We start from the raw sequence: 18,247 nt of genomic DNA on the forward strand, positions 1-18,247 counted from the left end.
CCGTCGTCAGCCTACCTTTCCTACCCATTACGACGTTTTCTATTCACTAACGCCTTCGGTATACAAGCTCTGATGCATTCAACTACGGGTTTATAGTAAATATCCCACAATGAATCATGTCCAGCATCGTACTTTCCTACACCTATTGATATCCCTTTTGCTTCAGATGCTTTGATCAGACTCCCCGCTATCCGGTCCCATATCGCTAACGCAGAGCCAATATTAGTATCAAAATGTTTTGGGTTATCACTGTGGTGGATTTGATGTTGGGCTGGACTGATAAACCACCCCTCTAATCTATCTCCCCAGCTAAACCAAATATGTGAATGGCGCAGGTTGGACCCACATACATTGAAAATAAACACAAACAGATTGGCGCCTAAAATATCGAACATACTAAGCGCAGAGCCAAAAAAGAAGTACCCAAGACCAACAACGATACCTTGAGTTAGGGCCATTCTGCACGCGTAGAAATAGCTCTCGATAGGGTGAGAACGGTAAATGGTAAATGGCGTCAACACCTTTGCTGAATGATGTACTTTATGGATTTCCCATAAACAAGGGACCTTGTGTAAGGCGAGGTGTAACAGATACCGTGTTAAGTCATCAACTAAGAACAGCATCAAAGTAAACAATCCAACAACGACATATTGCGGCCAATCCAAGTGCAACGATGGACCAAAAACAGATTCCATGAGATCAGAGATACCTATCGCAACAGGGACCATGGTGAGTACGATAGGGGTAAAGGTTAAGGCTTTAATGATGCGGTTAATAATGAATAGACAGTAGTCTTGCTTAGCACTTTCATGGAACCAAACCACTTTAGGAAATAAAAAGTGCCAGAACCCTTTCACAGAGCGAGTTTTATTCGTTGCATAGTAGACCATTGCAGCCATCGCTACCGCAGAGGCGAGGTATAGCCAAAAAATACGCTTATTTGCGTCTACGAGGTAACCTGGCAATGTACTGATGCTTTGCCAAATAGTGTCTAACATCTAGCGTATTAACTCCGAGAGTGTCAAAAAAGGCCACGAATGTGGCCTTAAACAAAATATTTAGGTTAAACCACTCAGACTAAAACTGGTACTTATAACCAATCGTAAATTGCCTTGGCTTACCAGGGCGCGCGCCATAAGGTCTGCGGCTTACAATCTTATCTTCATCTAGCAAGTTATCAACTTTTAAGTACACTTGGCCATACTTGTCAAAGTCATAGCTTGCAGAGAAGTCTACAGTCGTAGAGGTCGGTACTTCTTGTCCCTCTAAGTACAGTGTAAATTCATCCGTGCCTTCTTGCCAACTTCGCCCCGCAGCCTCTTCCATTGAGCTAATGTACTTGACCGCCAGTGATGTGCGCCAGTTGTCAGCACTTAAACCAATGTTAAAGCTAACCTGGTGGTCCGGTAAGTAAGGTAATGGATCACCGCTTTGTACTTGGCCCCACTGAGCAAACTTAGTGTAGCGCTCATTTTTGAATTCACCCTTGGTGTAGGTGTACACAAACCCGTAAGGGATATCTAATTGCAGATTAAGTGGGTAACGCTGGCTAAACTGTGCTTCTAAGCCATAAACATGCGCCGCGCCACCATTAAACTCTGTGTCTTGCTGTTTGATATCGCCACAGTTCGACTGCCCGCAACTTTCTTTCAGATTGCTGTAGTCGTTGAAAAAGCTCACAACTTCAAATTGCGTAACACCATCATTATAACGGCCACCAAATTCGTAGTTCGTACTTTTCTCAACTTCGATTTCTGCTGGTTGTGCTGGTGATGCTGGCGAAAATCCACGGTGTACACCAAACAACAGCCCCGCGTCTTCACTCAACTGATAAAAACCACTCACACCAGGTAACCAGATCCGCGTGGTTTTATCTTGCCACACATTCGGATTGTTGTTGTCCTGATAATGCATGTCCATCAACTCACCGCGTATGCCAACACCTACCGTCAGTGCATCGAATTTTACTTTATCTTCGATATAAATCGACCAAGCTTTGGTATTTTCAGTATTTAGCGTCGTAAAGCGTTTGCTGCCTTCAACCAAAGAAGATACGCCAGACTTCATGTTATAGCTTTCTTCAAAATGCTTTCTTTCGATTTCGTCTTCATGAAGACGTACACCAAAAGAAATATCATGGTCCAAGTCAAACACGTTGAACTTCACATCACCGTCCACTTGAATACCTTGAGAATAGTATTCTCGGTCATTGGTGCCCATAGTCAAAAAGTCAGTCGCGCCAGCAACGATAGAGTCTTGCTCGCCTTTGAAGATTTCATACAGACGCTGGTTATTGTCTGATTCAAGGTTATAGAGCACTTCTTGTGGTGATTTACCTGAAATACTATTTAATTTAAGCCATGCACGTTCATAGTCATTACGATAAATACGCGTTGTTAAATTTAAATTTTCACCAGAAACATTATGAGTAAACATCACTTGCTGATGCTCAGTATCCATTTTTGCTGGGGCAGTCGCCGCATAACGACGGTATGGGTTTTCAGCAAAATCTGCCTCGGTTAAACCAAGATAGGTCTCGTCTGACACTTCATCCGCATAGCTTAGCTTTAAACCAAACGTATGTTCAAAATCCCCTTGCTTCAGGCGATAATTAAACTTGGCGAGAATGTCATTTTTATCAAACCCAGTATCACCACCGCCATCTAGCTCTTTAAAACCGTCAGCTTGGAGATTTACCGCTTCGAGTAAAAAACCAATATTATTGACCACTGAGCCAAAATAGCCATGTGCTTTGGTGTAACCATCTCCACCAGCAGCAATATCAATTGCGCCCTCTGTAAACTCAGGCACCTGGCGAGTCACTAAATTAAGTGCCCCTGCAATTGTTTGAGGGCCATGTTTAATCGCCGCAGGGCCTTTAAAGACCTCAACCGCTGTCATACGCGTTGTTTGCGGGAAATAGTACGCAGCTGGCGCAGAATAAGGCGCAGGCCCAATCAGTACGCCATCTTCCATAATGGTAATTTTCTTACTACGCTCCGGCGTAACACCTCGAAACCCGATATTGGGCCTTAAACCATAGCCGTCTTCTTCTCTGATGTTTACACCCGGAACTGAAGAAAGTACTCGGTGAATATCGTCATATTCATATTCACCCAACTGCTCTTCGGTCAAAAGCGTCGCAGAGCCCGCCTCAGTTCTTAACTTATCGTAATGACTGATGATTTGAATATGTTCAATGTCATCCTGATCATTATCTTGGGCGAAAGCGCTTGGTAGAGCAACGGCCACAGCCATTGCTAATAGTGATTTATTCATACGTGGATACTTAGTCATTGTCACCTGCCGATGTTTGAGGAAGCTCCAGTGCAAGCTTATTGATGAAATCATTCTTAAGCTCATCGGTCACATTTTTAACTTTGGTATGTACTTCAGTTACTTTTGCCGAATCAGTAGCAATTGCGTTTTTAAGCGAACCATCAATGGCCATTAAAGCGGCTTCTGCCTCTTCTATGCCGGTTAACATGCGTTGTTTCACTTCAGAGCCCTGCTCCGCATCTAGGAAGTCATCAAACCCTAACGTGTTATCGGTGTTACTGCCCTCTCCGGTAAAGATTTGTTTAAATGCGCGAAGGTTAGCCAGTAAGTTCTCTTTAGAGTGCTCCGAGATATCGGATTCCACATCTTGCGGGCATGTCTCAAACCCACAACTGTTTACAAATAGGCCCAGCGGTGTACCAAGCTTTTTGTCTTTTAGCTCTTCTGTCATATAGAAAAGCGCTTTTGAAATTTCATTTAATGCAAGGTGTGGCGTATCAAATGATGACCCGGGTTGGCCAGCATTTAATAGCTGATTCGCAAATCCATTATCACCTTGCCAGCGCGACAAGATTTCATTGCTATTATCAACAATGTCGCCTGCTGCAGTGTGTGCGAACTCACATCGTGCGACTTTTCTCTCATTGATAGTTCGACCATTCCACGGTGCCAAAGCATCATTTTCAAAAGTACAGTTGTGGTCGTAATTCGCATTAAACAAAGCATGCTCGATAGCAATTAAGCCTTTGCGATCCGATGTACGGGTTTTGATATCGTAAGGCAAATTCGCATTACCATTAATTATACCAGCTTCGTGATATACGATGTCTAAATCAATACTACACAGTGCGCCACCTGCAGGCCAAGAATAGATCTTGCCCTTCAACTCTTTGCCATTAGTAAGCAAAGGACCCACCTGCATCAATTCAACATACTGCCAGCTAGCCATGGCCGCGCGCCAACTATCTTTAGCTTGCTCATGAAGGCTGTCTGCATTCTCTGCTTGCGCTTTTGCCGCACTACAAAACGCGCCAATTTGAGTCTGTTGTGCTTGTGCAAATGTATGGAACTGGGTTAAAGCAGGGCTCAGCACATTATTAACTAAGTTTGCAACCAAAGCGGCTTCATCAAATGTTGTGGGCTCTGTCGGCGTTGTTGGATCAGTTGGGTTGGTTGGGTTTGTAGGGTTTTGCGTATCACCATTGTCAGCAAATTCTGAACCTGTTGTACTCGACGTACTTTCTCCACAGCCGCTCAAAAGCAATGACACTGCAACAGCAACTGCGCTCAAAGGTTTTAACACTCTCATTGCGATTCTCTTTTTTGATACCTATAAATACAGCAAAAGGTTAGTCGCTTTAGCGACTAACCTTTTCATAAATGTGAAACTAGTTGGTTACCACTTTTCAACATTTTCAGCATCGAACTCATATGCTTCTGCAATAATTGTACGTGCCTTTTTAAGGTCCTCGATATATGCATCTACTTTGTCTGCTTCAAGCACTGGCGCATCACCCATTAGCGTGTGAATTTCTGCAAACTTGTCTGCACTAACTGGAGAAAACGGGTTGAACTGGAAGTTCAATGCAAAACCTTTCATTTCACCCCAGTATTTAGCCAACTTCGCAAATTTACCAGCGTCAAACTCACCGTTCTTGATTTGAGTCAAGTTACCGTCTTCTTTAGCAATTGTGTAGTTGATGTAGTGAATAACTGTCGCCGCGATTGATTTTTCCCAATTCAGTAGCGCTTGGTCACGGTACGTTTTAAGCGCCTTTTGGTCATCGTCGCTCCAATCAGCCACGTTCTTTGTGAAGTTCGCATTGATTAGTGCACGACCTTTAATAAATGCAATTTGCGCAGCACCAGAGAAATCTGTTGGGTTGATATTTTCTACTGTGCCCTTGTCACGCTTAGACGCATTGGTTGAGTTACCGAAGTTGTACTCTGTAAGTAGATTAATTGTCCCATTTGAATCAGCATCCTGAGCTGCAGAGCTTGAGATAGCTGCATCGCTGAACTCTAGGTAGTGAGTCGCAGCACCAAAGTAACCATAACCTTCGTCAAACTTGTGCTCAAGCTCAGTGTAAGATTTACCATCGGCAATAACTGTGTTGTCAGCAGACTTGTCACCAATTGTTAATTCATCTAGGTAATCATCAGCACCCTGAGATAATGCAACGGCACCATTTAAATGCTTCTGAATAAGCTGAACAAGGTCAAGACCTTCAGGCGTGATGAATAGGCTGTTTAGTTCTACTGTTACGCCATTATGTGTTGCCGTGTGTAGGTCACCATTTTCGAATTTAGTGATTTGCGCGTCAATCAGGTCTAGGTAGTAAAGAACCAAACCTTCAGGTGTAGATGGGTGAGTACCAAACTCAGTCCAACCAACTAGAGAGCCGTTTTCTTCCCACTTTTTGTTCATGTAAGTCGTATCACGACCTGCAATCTTACCACCCTCACCAGCTACTTTTTTAAGGCTAGAGATTTGGCCTAGAGTTGTTTGCTCAGCCGTAACACCAGATAGGAAAGTTAATGCTGTGTCTTGACGAGATTCGTCTGTTGGGAACAAGAAGCCACGTGCATCCGCTAAGATTTTTCTTAATTCGGTAACATCGTTTGTACCATCAACACCCGTTTTAAGGGTACCTAGTAGCTTTTTCGCTTCTGAGATAGCCGCTTGGCGAGAAACTTGACCAGAATAAGAAACTGAAGACGTACCATTGTGGCCAAATGCATACACATTCACGCCATCTGTCGCTGGCACATCAGTAATTGTGATAACAACTTCTTGTTCTGTTTTTTCACCTGCAGAGTCTTCCGCTGAAACAGTTAATGTGACTTTGTGATCTGTTTCTTGCTCATAGTTAAGTGTGTTTGCTGCTTTTAGCTTTAGCTGTCCGTCAACAATTTCAAAGCGTCCATCGCTTACAGTGTACTTTAGTGCATCTAATGCGTCTGTGTCATCAGCAAACGTAACACCAGTTACCGCTTCACCTAGCTTATCTTCCTCAACAGCAACAGTACCTAATGTAATTGTTGGCTTTTGATTAGTAGGCGTTGGTGTAGGCGTAGGTTCAGGAGTGTTGTTATCGCTACTAGAGCCACCACAGCCAGTTAAACCCATAGTTGCAGCTAAAACTGCAGTTGCAAGCAGAGACTTTCTTATTGCCATTGGACGTTTTCCTATGAAAATTATTTGTATTTGCATTTTCTTAACGGGACAAAGTATACACAGACCTAAATAGCAATCAATATTATTTGCGTTGTTAAGAGTATACAAATAGAGGGGTAGAGATAAGATTAAATATAGAAGAGAAAATGAGAGTCACTAGCATTAATTACATATAATTTCATAAGCATATGTTTTAAAAAGAAAACAGGTTTATTCCAGTGAATGCAATGTAAAGAGAAAACTTATTTTTAACAGAAAAGAGTTGATTTATAGTTCGAAAAATTCGAACTATAAATTTTGTTCCCACGCCTCTTTTACGAACAGATACCCTTGGCGCCAAACGGTTTTTATCTTTTGTGGGCTACTCGCATTGTCACCAAGCTTTTTTCTCAGGCATGAAACTCGAACATCAATGGTTCGGCTATTAGCTTGATAATGCTGGCCAATAATTTTTTGATATATCTCTTCTCGGCTTACAACTTTTGGCGCTCGAGACGCTAATAACCAAATTAGATCAAATTCGTGCGTTGTCAAACTCACTAATTCACCATCAAGCAATACAGTGCGTTCATCTCCTTTAATCGTTAAATTGCCAAATGAGAGCTCACTACTTGATGCACCCGCCTTAGTTGTTGTCGAGCCGCGCACTTTCCTGATAAGAGCATCCAATCTCGCCCGCCATAACCTGGGTTTTGCGTGAGTCGAGACGACATCGTCCGCACCAAGCTCTAACAATAAACTTTGGATATCGTCATTATTGTCATCAACGGAAACTAGTACAGGTACCTGAAAGTGAGACTTTAATGTGTTAATGGTGTCAAACCTTGCGCTTGTGGCAATAGTTTGGTCAATCACAATGCTGTTTACAATTCCTTGATTATTTCTATGATTTACATGATCCAAGTTTTCTAGCACCATCGTTTGCACATCAAAACCCTGACCCTGAAGTGCAGCTAAAGGCGCTGCCAAGCTGTTAACTTTGCTCTCTGCGATTAAAACGGTATGCACTGCTAAACCCCGCATTTGATTTATATTTTTGCGAGTCTACAGCGGCTAACTGAACTCTAGCTTTACGAATTAAATATTCCATTGGCGACATGGAATAATTTATTAATTACGGGATCTTGCAGGCGCTTCTTTTTAGCCACGAGGCCGATATCTATCTCCTCAGACTGTAGATTTAATTGCTGTACTTGGTTTTTAAAAGGGCTTTGTGCAAGAACTATCTCAGGTACATACGCAACGCCAAAACCCAAGCTTGTTAGCGCGACCATCGCTTCATGCCCTGACACATGGGCGTATACCTGAGGCTGAATAGACATACGTTTAAAAAATCGATCTATCCGCTCTTTTAATACGCCCTGCTCAGGCACAATAAATGGGAGCTGCGCCCAAGGTAATGAAGAGTCCGCGCATTTTTCTAGCAGCTCAGTTAGTGGGCACTGCATTGTCGGCGCAATAAATACGAGCCGAGAACGACCGATTGATTGGTACTCTACTCCCTGAGCTAGATGTGCTGGTTTTACCGCTACTGCAACATCAGCTAAATCACTCTGCACCTGAGCAATGGAGTGTGCCGGATCTCCGGTGATTAAATTCAATTCAACCTGCGGGAATTCTTTTCTATAACGGGCAAATAAGTCGTAGATAAAACTATAAGAGGCTGTCACAGAGCAGTATAGACTCAATTCACCAGACAGCGGTTGAGACTCATCTTGGCACTCACTTTTGAATTGCCGCCAACTGGCCAGAGTAGCTTGGGCATATTGCACAAAGGCTTTTCCCTGCGGAGTGAGAGACACACTGCGATTATCGCGAATAAACAAAGCCGTACCAACTTCATTTTCGAGCTGCTTAATTTGGCGACTCAATGTCGGGGGACTAATATAACAACGCTCACTCGCACGAGAAAAGTGTAGTGTATCTGCAAGGGCTAAAAAGTAATTAAGTTGTTTGTGGTCCATTTACTTGCCTTTGTATTTCATAATGTGAAATACAATAATTTAAATATATCATTTTACGCAACCTAAATATCCTCTTATCTTAAACCTATACCGAAAAACAGAGTAACATTAAGAAATAAGCAGGATCTGACATGGCGAACTATTTTAATTCTTTATCATTGCGAGAACAGCTAGCGCAATTAGCACAGTGCGAATTTATGAACCCTTCAGAGTTTAGTGAAGGCGTTGACGTACTACTTGGTAAAAAGTTGGTAATTGTAGGGTGTGGTGCGCAAGGGTTAAATCAGGGCCTAAACCTAAGAGACTCAGGGCTCAACGTATCATACGCGTTGAGGCAGTCTGCGATTGATGAAAAAAGACAGTCTTATCTAAATGCAAGCGACAATGGCTTTATCGTAGGCACCTATGAGGAACTAATCCCAGACGCTGATCTCGTTTTAAATTTAACGCCAGACAAGCAACATACCGCTGTGGTCAGTGCTGTAATGCCTTTAATGAAGCAAGGCGCAACTTTAGCGTACTCCCATGGTTTCAACATCGTTGAAGAAGGCATGCAAGTCAGAGACGACATTACTGTGATTATGGTTGCGCCCAAGTGCCCGGGTACAGAGGTTAGAGAAGAGTACAAAAGAGGCTTTGGCGTGCCAACGTTGATTGCAGTGCACCCTGAGAATGACCCACAAGGTCAAGGGCTTGCTCAAGCTAAAGCCTACGCAGCTGGTACTGGTGGACATCGTGCAGGTGTTCTTAACTCATCGTTTATTGCAGAAGTTAAGTCTGACTTGATGGGTGAACAAACAATTTTATGTGGCATGCTGCAAACAGGCTCATTGCTGTGCTTTGACAAAATGGTTGAGCAAGGTATTGCACCTGACTACGCTTCAAAATTGATCCAATATGGCTGGGAAGTAATCACTGAAGCACTCAAGCATGGTGGTATTACCAACATGATGGACAGATTGTCAAACCCGGCAAAGATAAAAGCTTTTGAATTAAGTGAAGAGCTTAAAGCACTGATGACGCCTTTATACAACAAGCATATGGATGACATCATCAGTGGTGAATTCTCTAAAGGCATGATGGCAGATTGGGCCGAAGGTGATGCAAAGCTATTGACTTGGCGTGCAGAAACTGCACAAACCGCCTTTGAGAAGCAAGCCAATACTGAGCAGCACATCTCTGAACAAGCCTTTTTTGATAAGGGTATTTTGATGGTCGCGATGGTTAAAGCTGGCGTTGAGCTTGCTTTTGAAACTATGACGGCAGCTGGCATTATTGACGAGTCAGCATACTATGAGTCACTGCATGAAACGCCACTAATCGCAAATACGATAGCACGTAAAAAGCTATTTGAAATGAATAGAACAATCTCGGATACAGCTGAATATGGTTGCTACCTATATAACCATGCTTGCCTACCGCTATTGAAACCATTCATGGAGAATATTCAAAGTGACGTTATCGGTGCAGGCCTAAGCACAGACGACAATTATGTGGATAATCAAAAACTCATTGCCGTGAACGATGCTATTCGCAGCCACCCTGTTGAAATCATCGGCAAAGAATTACGTGGCTATATGTCCGCAATGAAACGCATTGTTTAAAGTAAAGTTCGCTTGTTAGAACCAAGGCCCATTAGTGCAAGCTATGGGCTTTTTTAGTCTTTTTTAATCCTTTTTTATTATGTTTAACGACAATTAGTATAAATGTATATGTGTTAATTATTGACCATGCTAAAATTATCACCACACGGTAATAAGTACTAGTAGGCTAAATGAGTAACACAGGTTTAACAATCACGCAGAAAATCACCATTCTAGGCAGTGCAACGGCAATTCTCGTTGCAAGTTTGATCGGCTTTATCTCAGTTTACCAATCAAAAACGATGGTTGAGACCAGAATGCTTAGTTCTGAATTACCTAGTAAAGTTGAAAGCATCACCAAATCTTTAGAGCAAGAGATTGTGGTTTTGAAAAATGCCGCCAAACAACTTTCTAGCAACCAATTTATTGTCGACGCAGCCAAAAGCGGGCAACTAGACGAGAAGCTATTGCTTGAAGAATTAAATAGACTACAACGCCAATATGGACTTGCCACAGCCTCATGGGCAAATAGAGAGAATTATAAATACTGGAATCAAAGTGGCTTTTTGCGCGTATTAAATCAACAGCAAGATGGCTGGTTTTTTGCGTTTAAAAGCAGTAATCAGTCGTACTCAATTAGTATATTCCAAGAAGCGCCTGGTGACGTTAAAATGTTTGTAAATCACCAGCAAACCAACGGTATAGGTCTTGCTGGCCTCGCTAAAAGCATTGATGAAATGCAGAGAAAACTTGCAAACATGCGCATCGAGAAGAGCGGTTTTGTTTTTGTCGTTAACAAAAAAGGGACGGTGCAATTACACCCAGACGCAAGTTTAGTTGCAAAGTCAAACTTGGACGAATTCTACGACCAATCAGCGGCTGCTAAGCTATTAAATGGCTCAAAGCTAAATATCCTAAAATTAGAGTCGCAGGGTGAGGCTGTATTAGTTGCCGCGAATCAAATCCCAGAGACAGATCTATACGTTATCGCACAAGTACCACAGAGTGAAGTGTTCTCAGAAGTAAATAATTTACAATGGCAGATCGTAACATTTGCACTCGTCATTGCACTGATAGCAAGTATTATTAGCGTACTTTTAGCCCGTACATTAAGCGCTCCATTACTTAAAATGGCAGATGTATTTAAACAATTAGGTAGTGGCGATGCTAATTTGAACTACCGAGTACCTAACTCCGAGCAACCGGAGCTGGCAGCACTAGGAGATGGGTTTAATCAGTTTATCGGCAAAATTGAGTCTGCGATTACCAAGGTCGCAAGCGAGAGCCGTGATATTCGCGCGGCCAGTGAGCAAGTATTTGCGCAATCACAACGTAACTCTCAATGCTTGGATGAACAAAAGAATCAGACGATTTCCGTAGCGGCTGCAATCAATGAAATGGCGGCAACTGTGCAGGAAATTGCTGGCAGTGCAAACAACACTGCCAAGTTAACACTTGCGAGTAAAGACAACTCTGAAGAGAGCCACGACTGTGTGCAAACCAGTCAAGAGACCCTGATGGAGTTAGCAACAGACATTCAAAATATGGCCTCACAGGTTGCAACGCTGGCAAGTAAAACTCAGTCAATCGCAAATATTCTAGATGTTATTCGTGCTATATCAGAGCAAACAAATCTACTCGCACTCAATGCCGCTATCGAATCAGCCCGTGCTGGTGAGCATGGACGAGGCTTTGCCGTTGTAGCAGATGAAGTGCGGGCATTGGCAAGTAGGACGTCTCAATCAACTGACGAAATTCAAGCAACGATTACTGAACTCACTTCAGCATCCGACTCAATCGTAGAGCAAATTGCCCTCTCATCCAAGCAGGCTGAGCAGAGCGTTAGCCAAATGCAAACTTCGGTTGAGCTGATGGACACCATCACAGAAACGGCCAATCAGATTAATGACATGACGACGCTTATTGCGACAGCGACAGAAGAACAGAGCAATGTGGTCGTTGATGTGGGTCGTAGTATCGAGCAGATAAGCGTGATCAGTGATGAAGTTATGAATGAGCAGCTTAATACTGAGCAAGCGATACAGCAACTTGCTGATTCTGCTAAAGCACTGGATAAATTAGTGGCGTCTTTTTAGCTCGACACTGAATAAAAAGCCAGCAACGCTTTGTAACAATTTTTTCTTTATTTACTCCCAACATTCGCTACGCTAATAATAGATAAGTAGTTGGGAGTAATCTAAATGAAGTTAAGTTATCAAAGTGTTTTCAGTGCCATTTTGCTATTTGTTTCAAGCGCGTCGCTTGTTGGTTGTCAATCGACTAACGCCCCTCCTGCTGATTTAACCCTGCTAGATAATGCCCCATTCAAAGTGTTACCCGTTGAAAGCCAAAAAGAGATTTTCACACTAGATGAGCACATTGTAGACACGCTGAATCAAAATTTTAAACGTAGTGAGCAACCTGAATTGCGTCGAGCCGAAGTCATCATGCAATTCTTGCTAGACAATGGTGATAACACCCTTTCTTACATGAGTGATGCAAACCTAACTGCTTCACAGGCTTACCATAATTTAAACGCCAACTGCCTATCACTGTCTATCTTGGCCTTTAGTTTGTCTGAATACCTCAACTTAAAAGGTCAATTCCAGAAAGTACACGTACCTGAATACTGGGCAAGTAGCCGTGGATATAACTTCCTAAGCGGCCATATTAATCTCAAAGTATACGAAGACAGAGCCAAATTTATCGGCAAGAATGTACTTCATACGTCGCCTAAAACGTTAACCATCGACTTCGACCCTAATAGTAGACGACAAGCATTTAGAACGACCGAAATTACAAAAGATCGCGTGACCGCAATGTTTTATAACAACAAGGGCGCAATCAATATGGTTGAAGGGCGAAAAGATCAAGCATTCAGCTACTTTCAAGCAGCCATAGAGATGGACTCTCAGTACTCCAGTGCTTGGGCCAACTTAGCGATTTTATATCGACTTTCTGGAAAACTTCAAATCGCCGAAAAAATGTATAACCAAGCATTGGCGTTAAACTCGGATAACAATACCGCCAAAGGCAACTTAGCGGTGCTTTATGATATGACAGATAGAAGTGAACAAGCCGAACAAATTAGAGCACAATTATATCAAGTGAGAAAAAGTAACCCTTATTACGTCATCACATTGGGTAACGAAGCACTTGAACAAGGTAATGCAGTCAAAGCAATAAACCTCTATCGAGATGCCTTAAAGCTGGATAAAAGGCTTCACGAAGGGCATTTTGCGCTCGCCAAAGCCTATTTTGCTCTTGGCAAACTAGAGCTGACAAAACGGCACTTGCAGCGTGCACTCGCCCTTTCTCAATTCAAGCACAATCAATTGCAATATAGAGGAAAGCTGGAGTGGCTGGATGCAGTGGCTAAGAATTAGTACGCTCTTATTACTTTTAATGCCTCTGAATGTCCTATCCTCTGCGCTCACTAGAGACATGGTTGTATTGACTAGCCCCGATTTCGAAGGTCGGCCTTCGGGGGCTAAAGTGCCACATCGCAGTGCATTTTACATCATGAGGCAATTTGAAAAGCCCGGATTAGACGTTCAAATTTCTAGCTTTGAGTTTAAACGCGGCTTTTTTGAAACTGGCACAGGGCACAATGTGGTGGCTACTAAGCACTGCACTTCAAAAGAGTGCCACGCGCCAATAGTTATAACAGCACACTATGACCATTTAGGCAGCAGTGGATACAGGCACTACCCTGGCGCGAACGACAATGCCACAGGTGTCGCTGTGATGATGGATATTGCAAGACGCTTGAAAGGCATACAACTTGATAGAAACATCGTGTTTGTCGCAACAGATGCCGAAGAAAAGGGGCTGCATGGCGCTAAGCATTATGTCGCGCAAATTGGTGATGATCCTGTGTTTATGAATATCAATTTGGATATGCTTAGTATTCAAAAACGCAATACGTTGTATGCCCTCGCCTCCAAAGATTTTAAGCCATTAAAGACGCAAATCGAAAGTCAATTCAGTAACCAATTAGTGCAACTCACTGTATTTTTCTCCTCAAAGAGAATGGCAAGAAAGTTAAATGCACCGAAGATCGACTGGCTTCGAGCAAGTGACCACTACCCTTTTCACCGCGCTAAAATCCCGTTTATTTACTTTGGCTCCGGTTTAGATAAAAACCATCACTCAACGGACGATTCCTTGGACAAAATTAATTTGGAAAAGTTAGCGCAGGTGTCAAAGTCAATTACTGGTGTTGTTTTATCACTGGCCAGCGTTAACGCGTCGGATACTAACTGAACTTTCTGGCGCTTGTTCAGTTGTTTCACTTGCCATTCAAGTCTAGCTGCATCCCTTTTGGAGAGCCCAGCTACAGCGATTATCAGCGTAAGCGGCCCTTTCCCTCGTAAACTTTTTGCTCCTTTGCCACTGCGGTGTGAGGCCAGTCTTCGTTCCAAGTCATTGGTAATTCCGGTGTACCAATGACCCAAAGCATTTTCTACAATATATAAGAGCCAGTTTGATTCTGCTTGTTTATTTTCAGTCACTATTATATTTCTCACTTTTAGAAACTTTTTGTAAATTAAGCAGTCGAAATGCACAATCTACTTTACCTTCTTTATGCAATCTGTATCATTCGTAAGAATCAAAAATAAGGATACACATATACATGCAGTACAATAAACTCCTTTTAACTTGGCTAACCGCCGCCATAATGAGTGTTTTTTTGTCCGGTTGTTCAAGCTGGGTTTATAGGATCAATGTTCCTCAGGGTAACTTTTTAGAGCAATCAGATGTTGATAAGCTCAGAGTTCAAATGAGCAGAGAACAGGTAATGTACGTGCTTGGTACTCCCGTCGCTAAAGACGCTTTTGACTCGAGTAAATGGCACTATAATTATGTGTTCAACATTGATCGTGACTCTGAAATCCGCAAGAGTCTAACGGTTTATTTTGAAAACGATAAGCTGGTACGCATATCAGGCGATTTTGACAAGCCGGCTGAATTCGATACACCGCTCGATCAGTAACCTTATTAATGCGGCAGGTTGAACACCTGCCGATATCCCCTAACAACTCTTCTTAACTACTCACAACCGCTAAACACATTGTCACAGTAAACAATGCTTGGATAGCCAAACTCAGCCAACTCATTGCACCTAAGCACCTTAACGTAATTGGCAATCTCATTGTGGGAAACAGTTTTCGGCCTTTTAAAAGCCGGGCAAGGGCAAAGATAAACAATGTGCAACTAGACAACAATATAATCATCGAAAGTTTATTATCGCGCCCAGAGTCAAAGAACAATGCCATTTGAACTGGCAACAACACCACAACAAGCGCTTTGAGCAAATACACTCTAAATATTCGTTGGTACTTTGCTTCATCGCTCAGCTCGATGATCCCCCGTTTTTCCAGGTATTTTTTGGCACTGACAGATTGATTTTCTGATGCCAAACGATATGGCGTACAGCCTGTGATATCAGCCAGCCGAGGATCGACGCCCATTCCCTCCACCAACTCTAACATTGGCTTTGAATTGGATAGAACAGCATAGTGCATTAAGTTTCGCCCGAGATCGTCTAATGAGACGGCGCAATGAAAATTGCTGAGTGCTTTTGCAGCACTGACAAACCCTTTTTCAACAATCCACATCATCGCAGATTTACCTGCACTATCCTTGCCATGCCCCTTTGCGCCTTTTTCGATTAAAGACATCATGTGTGATTGCTTTGCGGTACCTGACATCACTTGTTCAAGCAATGCATTGTCTAATATATGAAGCAACTCTTCTTCATTGCACAGAAGGTTCAAAAGTCCGTCACAATCTTCCCCCTCATTGAGCCTTTTAACAGCTTCTAGCTGAGTTTGAGTTAGATTTTGTAGCGCGTTTTGATAACAATTTGACAGACTTTCTCTTGCACTGGCTGCGCCATAAATCCAGTAGTCACAAGCTTGCGCTGGGGTTAGTTTTAAATCTCCCTCAAGTAACCAAGCGATTGTTTTATACTGCTCATTTTTGAGTAGTAAGTCAGCGAATGAGACTTTTTTCTGCAGTTTCACCTGTGCTTTGATACTGGAGTATCTTGCCAGACTACCAAGTAACTTTAGCGTTAACTCATCTTTACTCATTCCTGCAGCGGCAATATGTTGCAGTAAGCCAGCCACATACTGGTGTTCCTCTGCGTCATACTCATCAATATGTTGAAAAAAACAAGACTCAAAGGGGTCTAACGGTTGAAGCCATGCGACATAAAAAATTGGTGGCAGTACTTGTGATACGACGCCTTGTTCATCCTTTATAGTTTCACATTCTGGCCACGCCTCTAAGGCGTCCAAAATAAAAGCGCCATTGTCTTCAACAAGCCCTTTTAAAAGCAACGGAAACTGAGAAGGCCAAATTAAAACTTGCTCCATGGATGCACAAACCATTTATTAATCAGAAAATTTAGATGTTCTAGAAACTATGCAATCATTTGCATCACTTTCATTACAGCCGATCATACCAATTGTAAAATTAAAATGCTGCGAATATCTCACACTATTTACAATTATTATTGGTCGAACAATCAGAGTGATTTTAGTAGACTATCTTATGTGACTTCTAGAATATTTATCAGAAGTTTATATAACCTGAACAACTTAGAACACGAGAGCGATTTAATGGGTGAAGAAAAGCTAGAAACTTGGCAAATAATCTTAATTATTGTCGCTGTACTTGGCTACATCATAGGCAACATTACGCTGTTAAAATACGCCACAAAGTTCAATGTAAAAAACAAATTAGATAAGCAAATTAAAAATGAAGAGGTAAGTGAGGAAAAGCCCGAGGATAAACAAAGCAGCAAAGATTAGGACAGAGGATCGCACCTGAGATCCCCTGCCCCTGAGATTACCCAACCAGCCAGTGTGCCATCAATGCAATCACAGGCAAAGTCACCAAGGTTCTCAAGATAAATACCGCAAATAGCTCAAAAATGTTCACTGGTATTTTACTACCCAGTAGTAGCGCCCCAACTTCTGACATATAAATTAGTTGAGTGACACTCAGTGCCGCAACGATAAACCGCGTTACATCACTTTCAATGCTGCCAGCGGCAAGAATAGATGGGATAAACATATCCGCAAAGCCCACAACTATTGTTTCGGCAGCTTTTGCCGCCTCAGGGACTTGTAATAATTCTAGATATGGAATAAATGGTTGGCCTAAGAATTGGAAGATAGGTGTTTCTTCTGCAATGATAAGTGCAAAGGTGCCCACAGCCATTACGACTGGCAGCACAGCAAATAACATATCCAAAGCATTATAAACTCCTTCTTTTGCCGTTCCTTTTACGCCTGGTGCTTTATGTGCCTTATCTAGTGCTACATCTAGCGCATGACCAAACAGGGTTTTGCCTTCGGGTACTAGTTCTGAATCTTCATTGTGTGTAGCACCATCTACATATACGTCTTTTTTAAAACTCAATGGGGGCAATCTTGGTACTATGATTGCCGCAACAATACCCGCAGCACATACCGTCAAATAAAATGGTGCAAATAAGTGCTCAAGTTTAACTTGTCCAATCACCACTAAACAAAACGTAATGGATACAGCAGAAAAAGTCGTGCCGATAATAGCAGCTTCTCTTTGCGTATAGTGCTTATCTTCATATTGGCGAGAAGTCATCAAGATACCAACGCTTCCATCCCCTAGCCAAGATGCCACACAATTTACGGCGCTGCGTCCTGGCACACCAAAAACAGGTCGCATAATCTTTGTTAACAACGTACCTACAAGCTCTAGCAAGCCGAAATTCAGTAATAAAGGTAATAGTAAGCCGGCTAAAACAAATACCGAAAATAATACAGGCAATAAGTCATTTAATACCAATGCCCCGGTATATTTTGAATGAATGAGTTCGGGGCCCACTTGGAAAAAAGTCATGATAATAAAAAGCATACCAAATAGACGAGTTACTACCCACAACCAACTTACATCAAACAAATGCCTGATCAAGTCTACTTTTAGTAGGGGTTTTGGTTTAAATACTTTTACAACAACACTTAAGACGCCCGTTATGCAAACGATTGATAAAATCAATGCATGTATAATTGGTCCGGTGATTTCCTGTAAGGCTTTTGCCAGTTTTGCGATGGGAATTGTCATTGCTTCACCATCAGGTACAGGCGTCATAAAAAGAAAAACACCTATTAGCGATGGCACCAAAAACGCGAACCAAGTTCGCCAATTCACTTGTGATGAATGCGTTGTATCTGACATCATTTCTTTACCCA

At 42.4% G+C, this 18,247-nt stretch carries 15 protein-coding genes; 6 read left to right on the plus strand and 9 right to left on the minus strand.

From position 1 onward, the window contains the following. Positions 1–20: 20 nt before the first annotated feature. From A7985_RS18440 to ilvY, 6 genes are all read right to left on the minus strand, one after another. The gene (locus A7985_RS18440) at positions 21–998 is read right to left on the minus strand and encodes a sterol desaturase family protein (protein WP_065791875.1); all 978 of its coding nucleotides are present in this window, start codon (positions 996–998) and stop codon (positions 21–23) included. A 79-nt stretch (positions 999–1,077) separates the two neighbouring features. After that, positions 1,078–3,297 (minus strand): TonB-dependent receptor family protein, encoded by a 2,220-nt coding sequence (locus A7985_RS18445; RefSeq protein WP_065791876.1) that lies wholly within the window; start codon positions 3,295–3,297, stop codon positions 1,078–1,080. After that, positions 3,290–4,588, minus strand: a complete 1,299-nt coding sequence (locus A7985_RS18450) for an imelysin family protein (protein WP_065791877.1) — start codon at positions 4,586–4,588, stop codon at positions 3,290–3,292. Before A7985_RS18450 ends, A7985_RS18445 begins: the two co-directional genes overlap by 8 nt. A gap of 87 nt (positions 4,589–4,675) precedes the next feature. Beyond that, positions 4,676–6,457, minus strand: a complete 1,782-nt coding sequence (locus A7985_RS18455) for a DUF4856 domain-containing protein (RefSeq protein WP_065791878.1) — start codon at positions 6,455–6,457, stop codon at positions 4,676–4,678. A 288-nt stretch (positions 6,458–6,745) separates the two neighbouring features. After that, a complete protein-coding gene (locus tag A7985_RS18460; protein ID WP_065791879.1) occupies positions 6,746–7,465 on the minus strand; it encodes a winged helix-turn-helix domain-containing protein in 720 nt (239 codons plus the stop codon). Between the two features lie 62 nt (positions 7,466–7,527). After that, positions 7,528–8,421, minus strand: coding sequence for an HTH-type transcriptional activator IlvY (gene ilvY / locus A7985_RS18465; protein ID WP_065791880.1), 894 nt, complete (start codon positions 8,419–8,421; stop codon positions 7,528–7,530). Positions 8,422–8,552: 131 nt separating this feature from the next. Here ilvY and ilvC point away from each other — a divergent pair, with 131 nt between their 5' ends. The 4 genes from ilvC (at position 8,553) to A7985_RS18485 (ending at position 14,270) form a co-directional block, all read left to right on the plus strand. Then, positions 8,553–10,025, plus strand: a complete 1,473-nt coding sequence (gene ilvC, locus A7985_RS18470; RefSeq protein WP_065791881.1) for a ketol-acid reductoisomerase — start codon at positions 8,553–8,555, stop codon at positions 10,023–10,025. Positions 10,026–10,195: 170 nt separating this feature from the next. After that, on the plus strand, positions 10,196–12,100 hold the full coding sequence (locus A7985_RS18475; RefSeq protein WP_065791882.1) for a methyl-accepting chemotaxis protein: 1,905 nt from the start codon (positions 10,196–10,198) through the stop codon (positions 12,098–12,100). Between the two features lie 105 nt (positions 12,101–12,205). Continuing rightward, entirely contained in the window at positions 12,206–13,390 is a 1,185-nt protein-coding gene (locus A7985_RS18480) for a tetratricopeptide repeat protein (RefSeq protein ID WP_065791883.1), read from the plus strand. Next, a complete protein-coding gene (locus A7985_RS18485) occupies positions 13,371–14,270 on the plus strand; it encodes a M20/M25/M40 family metallo-hydrolase (RefSeq protein WP_081310628.1) in 900 nt (299 codons plus the stop codon). Before A7985_RS18480 ends, A7985_RS18485 begins: the two co-directional genes overlap by 20 nt. On the opposite strand, the gene A7985_RS25830 is transcribed toward A7985_RS18485, so the two are convergent. Beyond that, on the minus strand, positions 14,153–14,572 hold the full coding sequence (locus A7985_RS25830) for a GIY-YIG nuclease family protein (RefSeq protein WP_370671174.1): 420 nt from the start codon (positions 14,570–14,572) through the stop codon (positions 14,153–14,155). The two genes, A7985_RS18485 and A7985_RS25830, sit on opposite strands and share 118 nt — an antisense overlap. Before the next feature lie 68 nt (positions 14,573–14,640). Here A7985_RS25830 and A7985_RS18490 point away from each other — a divergent pair, with 68 nt between their 5' ends. After that, a complete protein-coding gene (locus A7985_RS18490) occupies positions 14,641–15,000 on the plus strand; it encodes an outer membrane protein assembly factor BamE (protein WP_065791884.1) in 360 nt (119 codons plus the stop codon). 52 nt (positions 15,001–15,052) lie between these two features. Here A7985_RS18490 and A7985_RS18495 read toward each other — a convergent pair whose 3' ends face one another. Further along, positions 15,053–16,387 carry an ankyrin repeat domain-containing protein gene (locus A7985_RS18495; protein WP_065791885.1) on the minus strand — a complete coding sequence of 445 codons (1,335 nt, stop codon included), beginning with the start codon at positions 16,385–16,387 and terminating at the stop codon, positions 15,053–15,055. A 180-nt stretch (positions 16,388–16,567) separates the two neighbouring features. Here A7985_RS18495 and A7985_RS18500 point away from each other — a divergent pair, with 180 nt between their 5' ends. Continuing rightward, positions 16,568–16,825, plus strand: coding sequence for a DUF2897 family protein (locus A7985_RS18500; RefSeq protein ID WP_256096797.1), 258 nt, complete (start codon positions 16,568–16,570; stop codon positions 16,823–16,825). Between the two features lie 37 nt (positions 16,826–16,862). Here the strand turns inward: A7985_RS18500 and A7985_RS18505 are convergent, their stop codons facing one another. Next, positions 16,863–18,233 (minus strand): YjiH family protein, encoded by a 1,371-nt coding sequence (locus A7985_RS18505; protein WP_065792107.1) that lies wholly within the window; start codon positions 18,231–18,233, stop codon positions 16,863–16,865. Positions 18,234–18,247 lie beyond the last annotated feature (14 nt).

Origin of the sequence: Pseudoalteromonas luteoviolacea (assembly GCF_001696455.1) — a bacterium.
Lineage (GTDB): Bacteria > Pseudomonadota > Gammaproteobacteria > Enterobacterales > Alteromonadaceae > Pseudoalteromonas > Pseudoalteromonas luteoviolacea_C.

Excerpts from the sequence above, each read along its gene's own strand:
- A7985_RS18445 (WP_065791876.1), bottom strand. The coding sequence starts at position 3,297 with ATGACTAAGTATCCACGTATGAATAAATCACTATTAGCAATGGCTGTG.
- ilvY (WP_065791880.1), bottom strand. The coding sequence starts at position 8,421 with ATGGACCACAAACAACTTAATTACTTTTTAGCCCTTGCAGATACACTA.
- A7985_RS18450 (WP_065791877.1), bottom strand. The coding sequence starts at position 4,588 with ATGAGAGTGTTAAAACCTTTGAGCGCAGTTGCTGTTGCAGTGTCATTG.
- A7985_RS18505 (WP_065792107.1), bottom strand. The coding sequence starts at position 18,233 with ATGTCAGATACAACGCATTCATCACAAGTGAATTGGCGAACTTGGTTC.
- A7985_RS18495 (WP_065791885.1), bottom strand. The coding sequence starts at position 16,387 with ATGGAGCAAGTTTTAATTTGGCCTTCTCAGTTTCCGTTGCTTTTAAAA.
- A7985_RS18485 (WP_081310628.1), top strand. The coding sequence starts at position 13,371 with ATGCAGTGGCTAAGAATTAGTACGCTCTTATTACTTTTAATGCCTCTG.
- A7985_RS18455 (WP_065791878.1), bottom strand. The coding sequence starts at position 6,457 with ATGGCAATAAGAAAGTCTCTGCTTGCAACTGCAGTTTTAGCTGCAACT.
- ilvC (WP_065791881.1), top strand. The coding sequence starts at position 8,553 with ATGGCGAACTATTTTAATTCTTTATCATTGCGAGAACAGCTAGCGCAA.
- A7985_RS18490 (WP_065791884.1), top strand. The coding sequence starts at position 14,641 with ATGCAGTACAATAAACTCCTTTTAACTTGGCTAACCGCCGCCATAATG.
- A7985_RS18440 (WP_065791875.1), bottom strand. The coding sequence starts at position 998 with ATGTTAGACACTATTTGGCAAAGCATCAGTACATTGCCAGGTTACCTC.
- A7985_RS18480 (WP_065791883.1), top strand. The coding sequence starts at position 12,206 with ATGAAGTTAAGTTATCAAAGTGTTTTCAGTGCCATTTTGCTATTTGTT.
- A7985_RS18475 (WP_065791882.1), top strand. The coding sequence starts at position 10,196 with ATGAGTAACACAGGTTTAACAATCACGCAGAAAATCACCATTCTAGGC.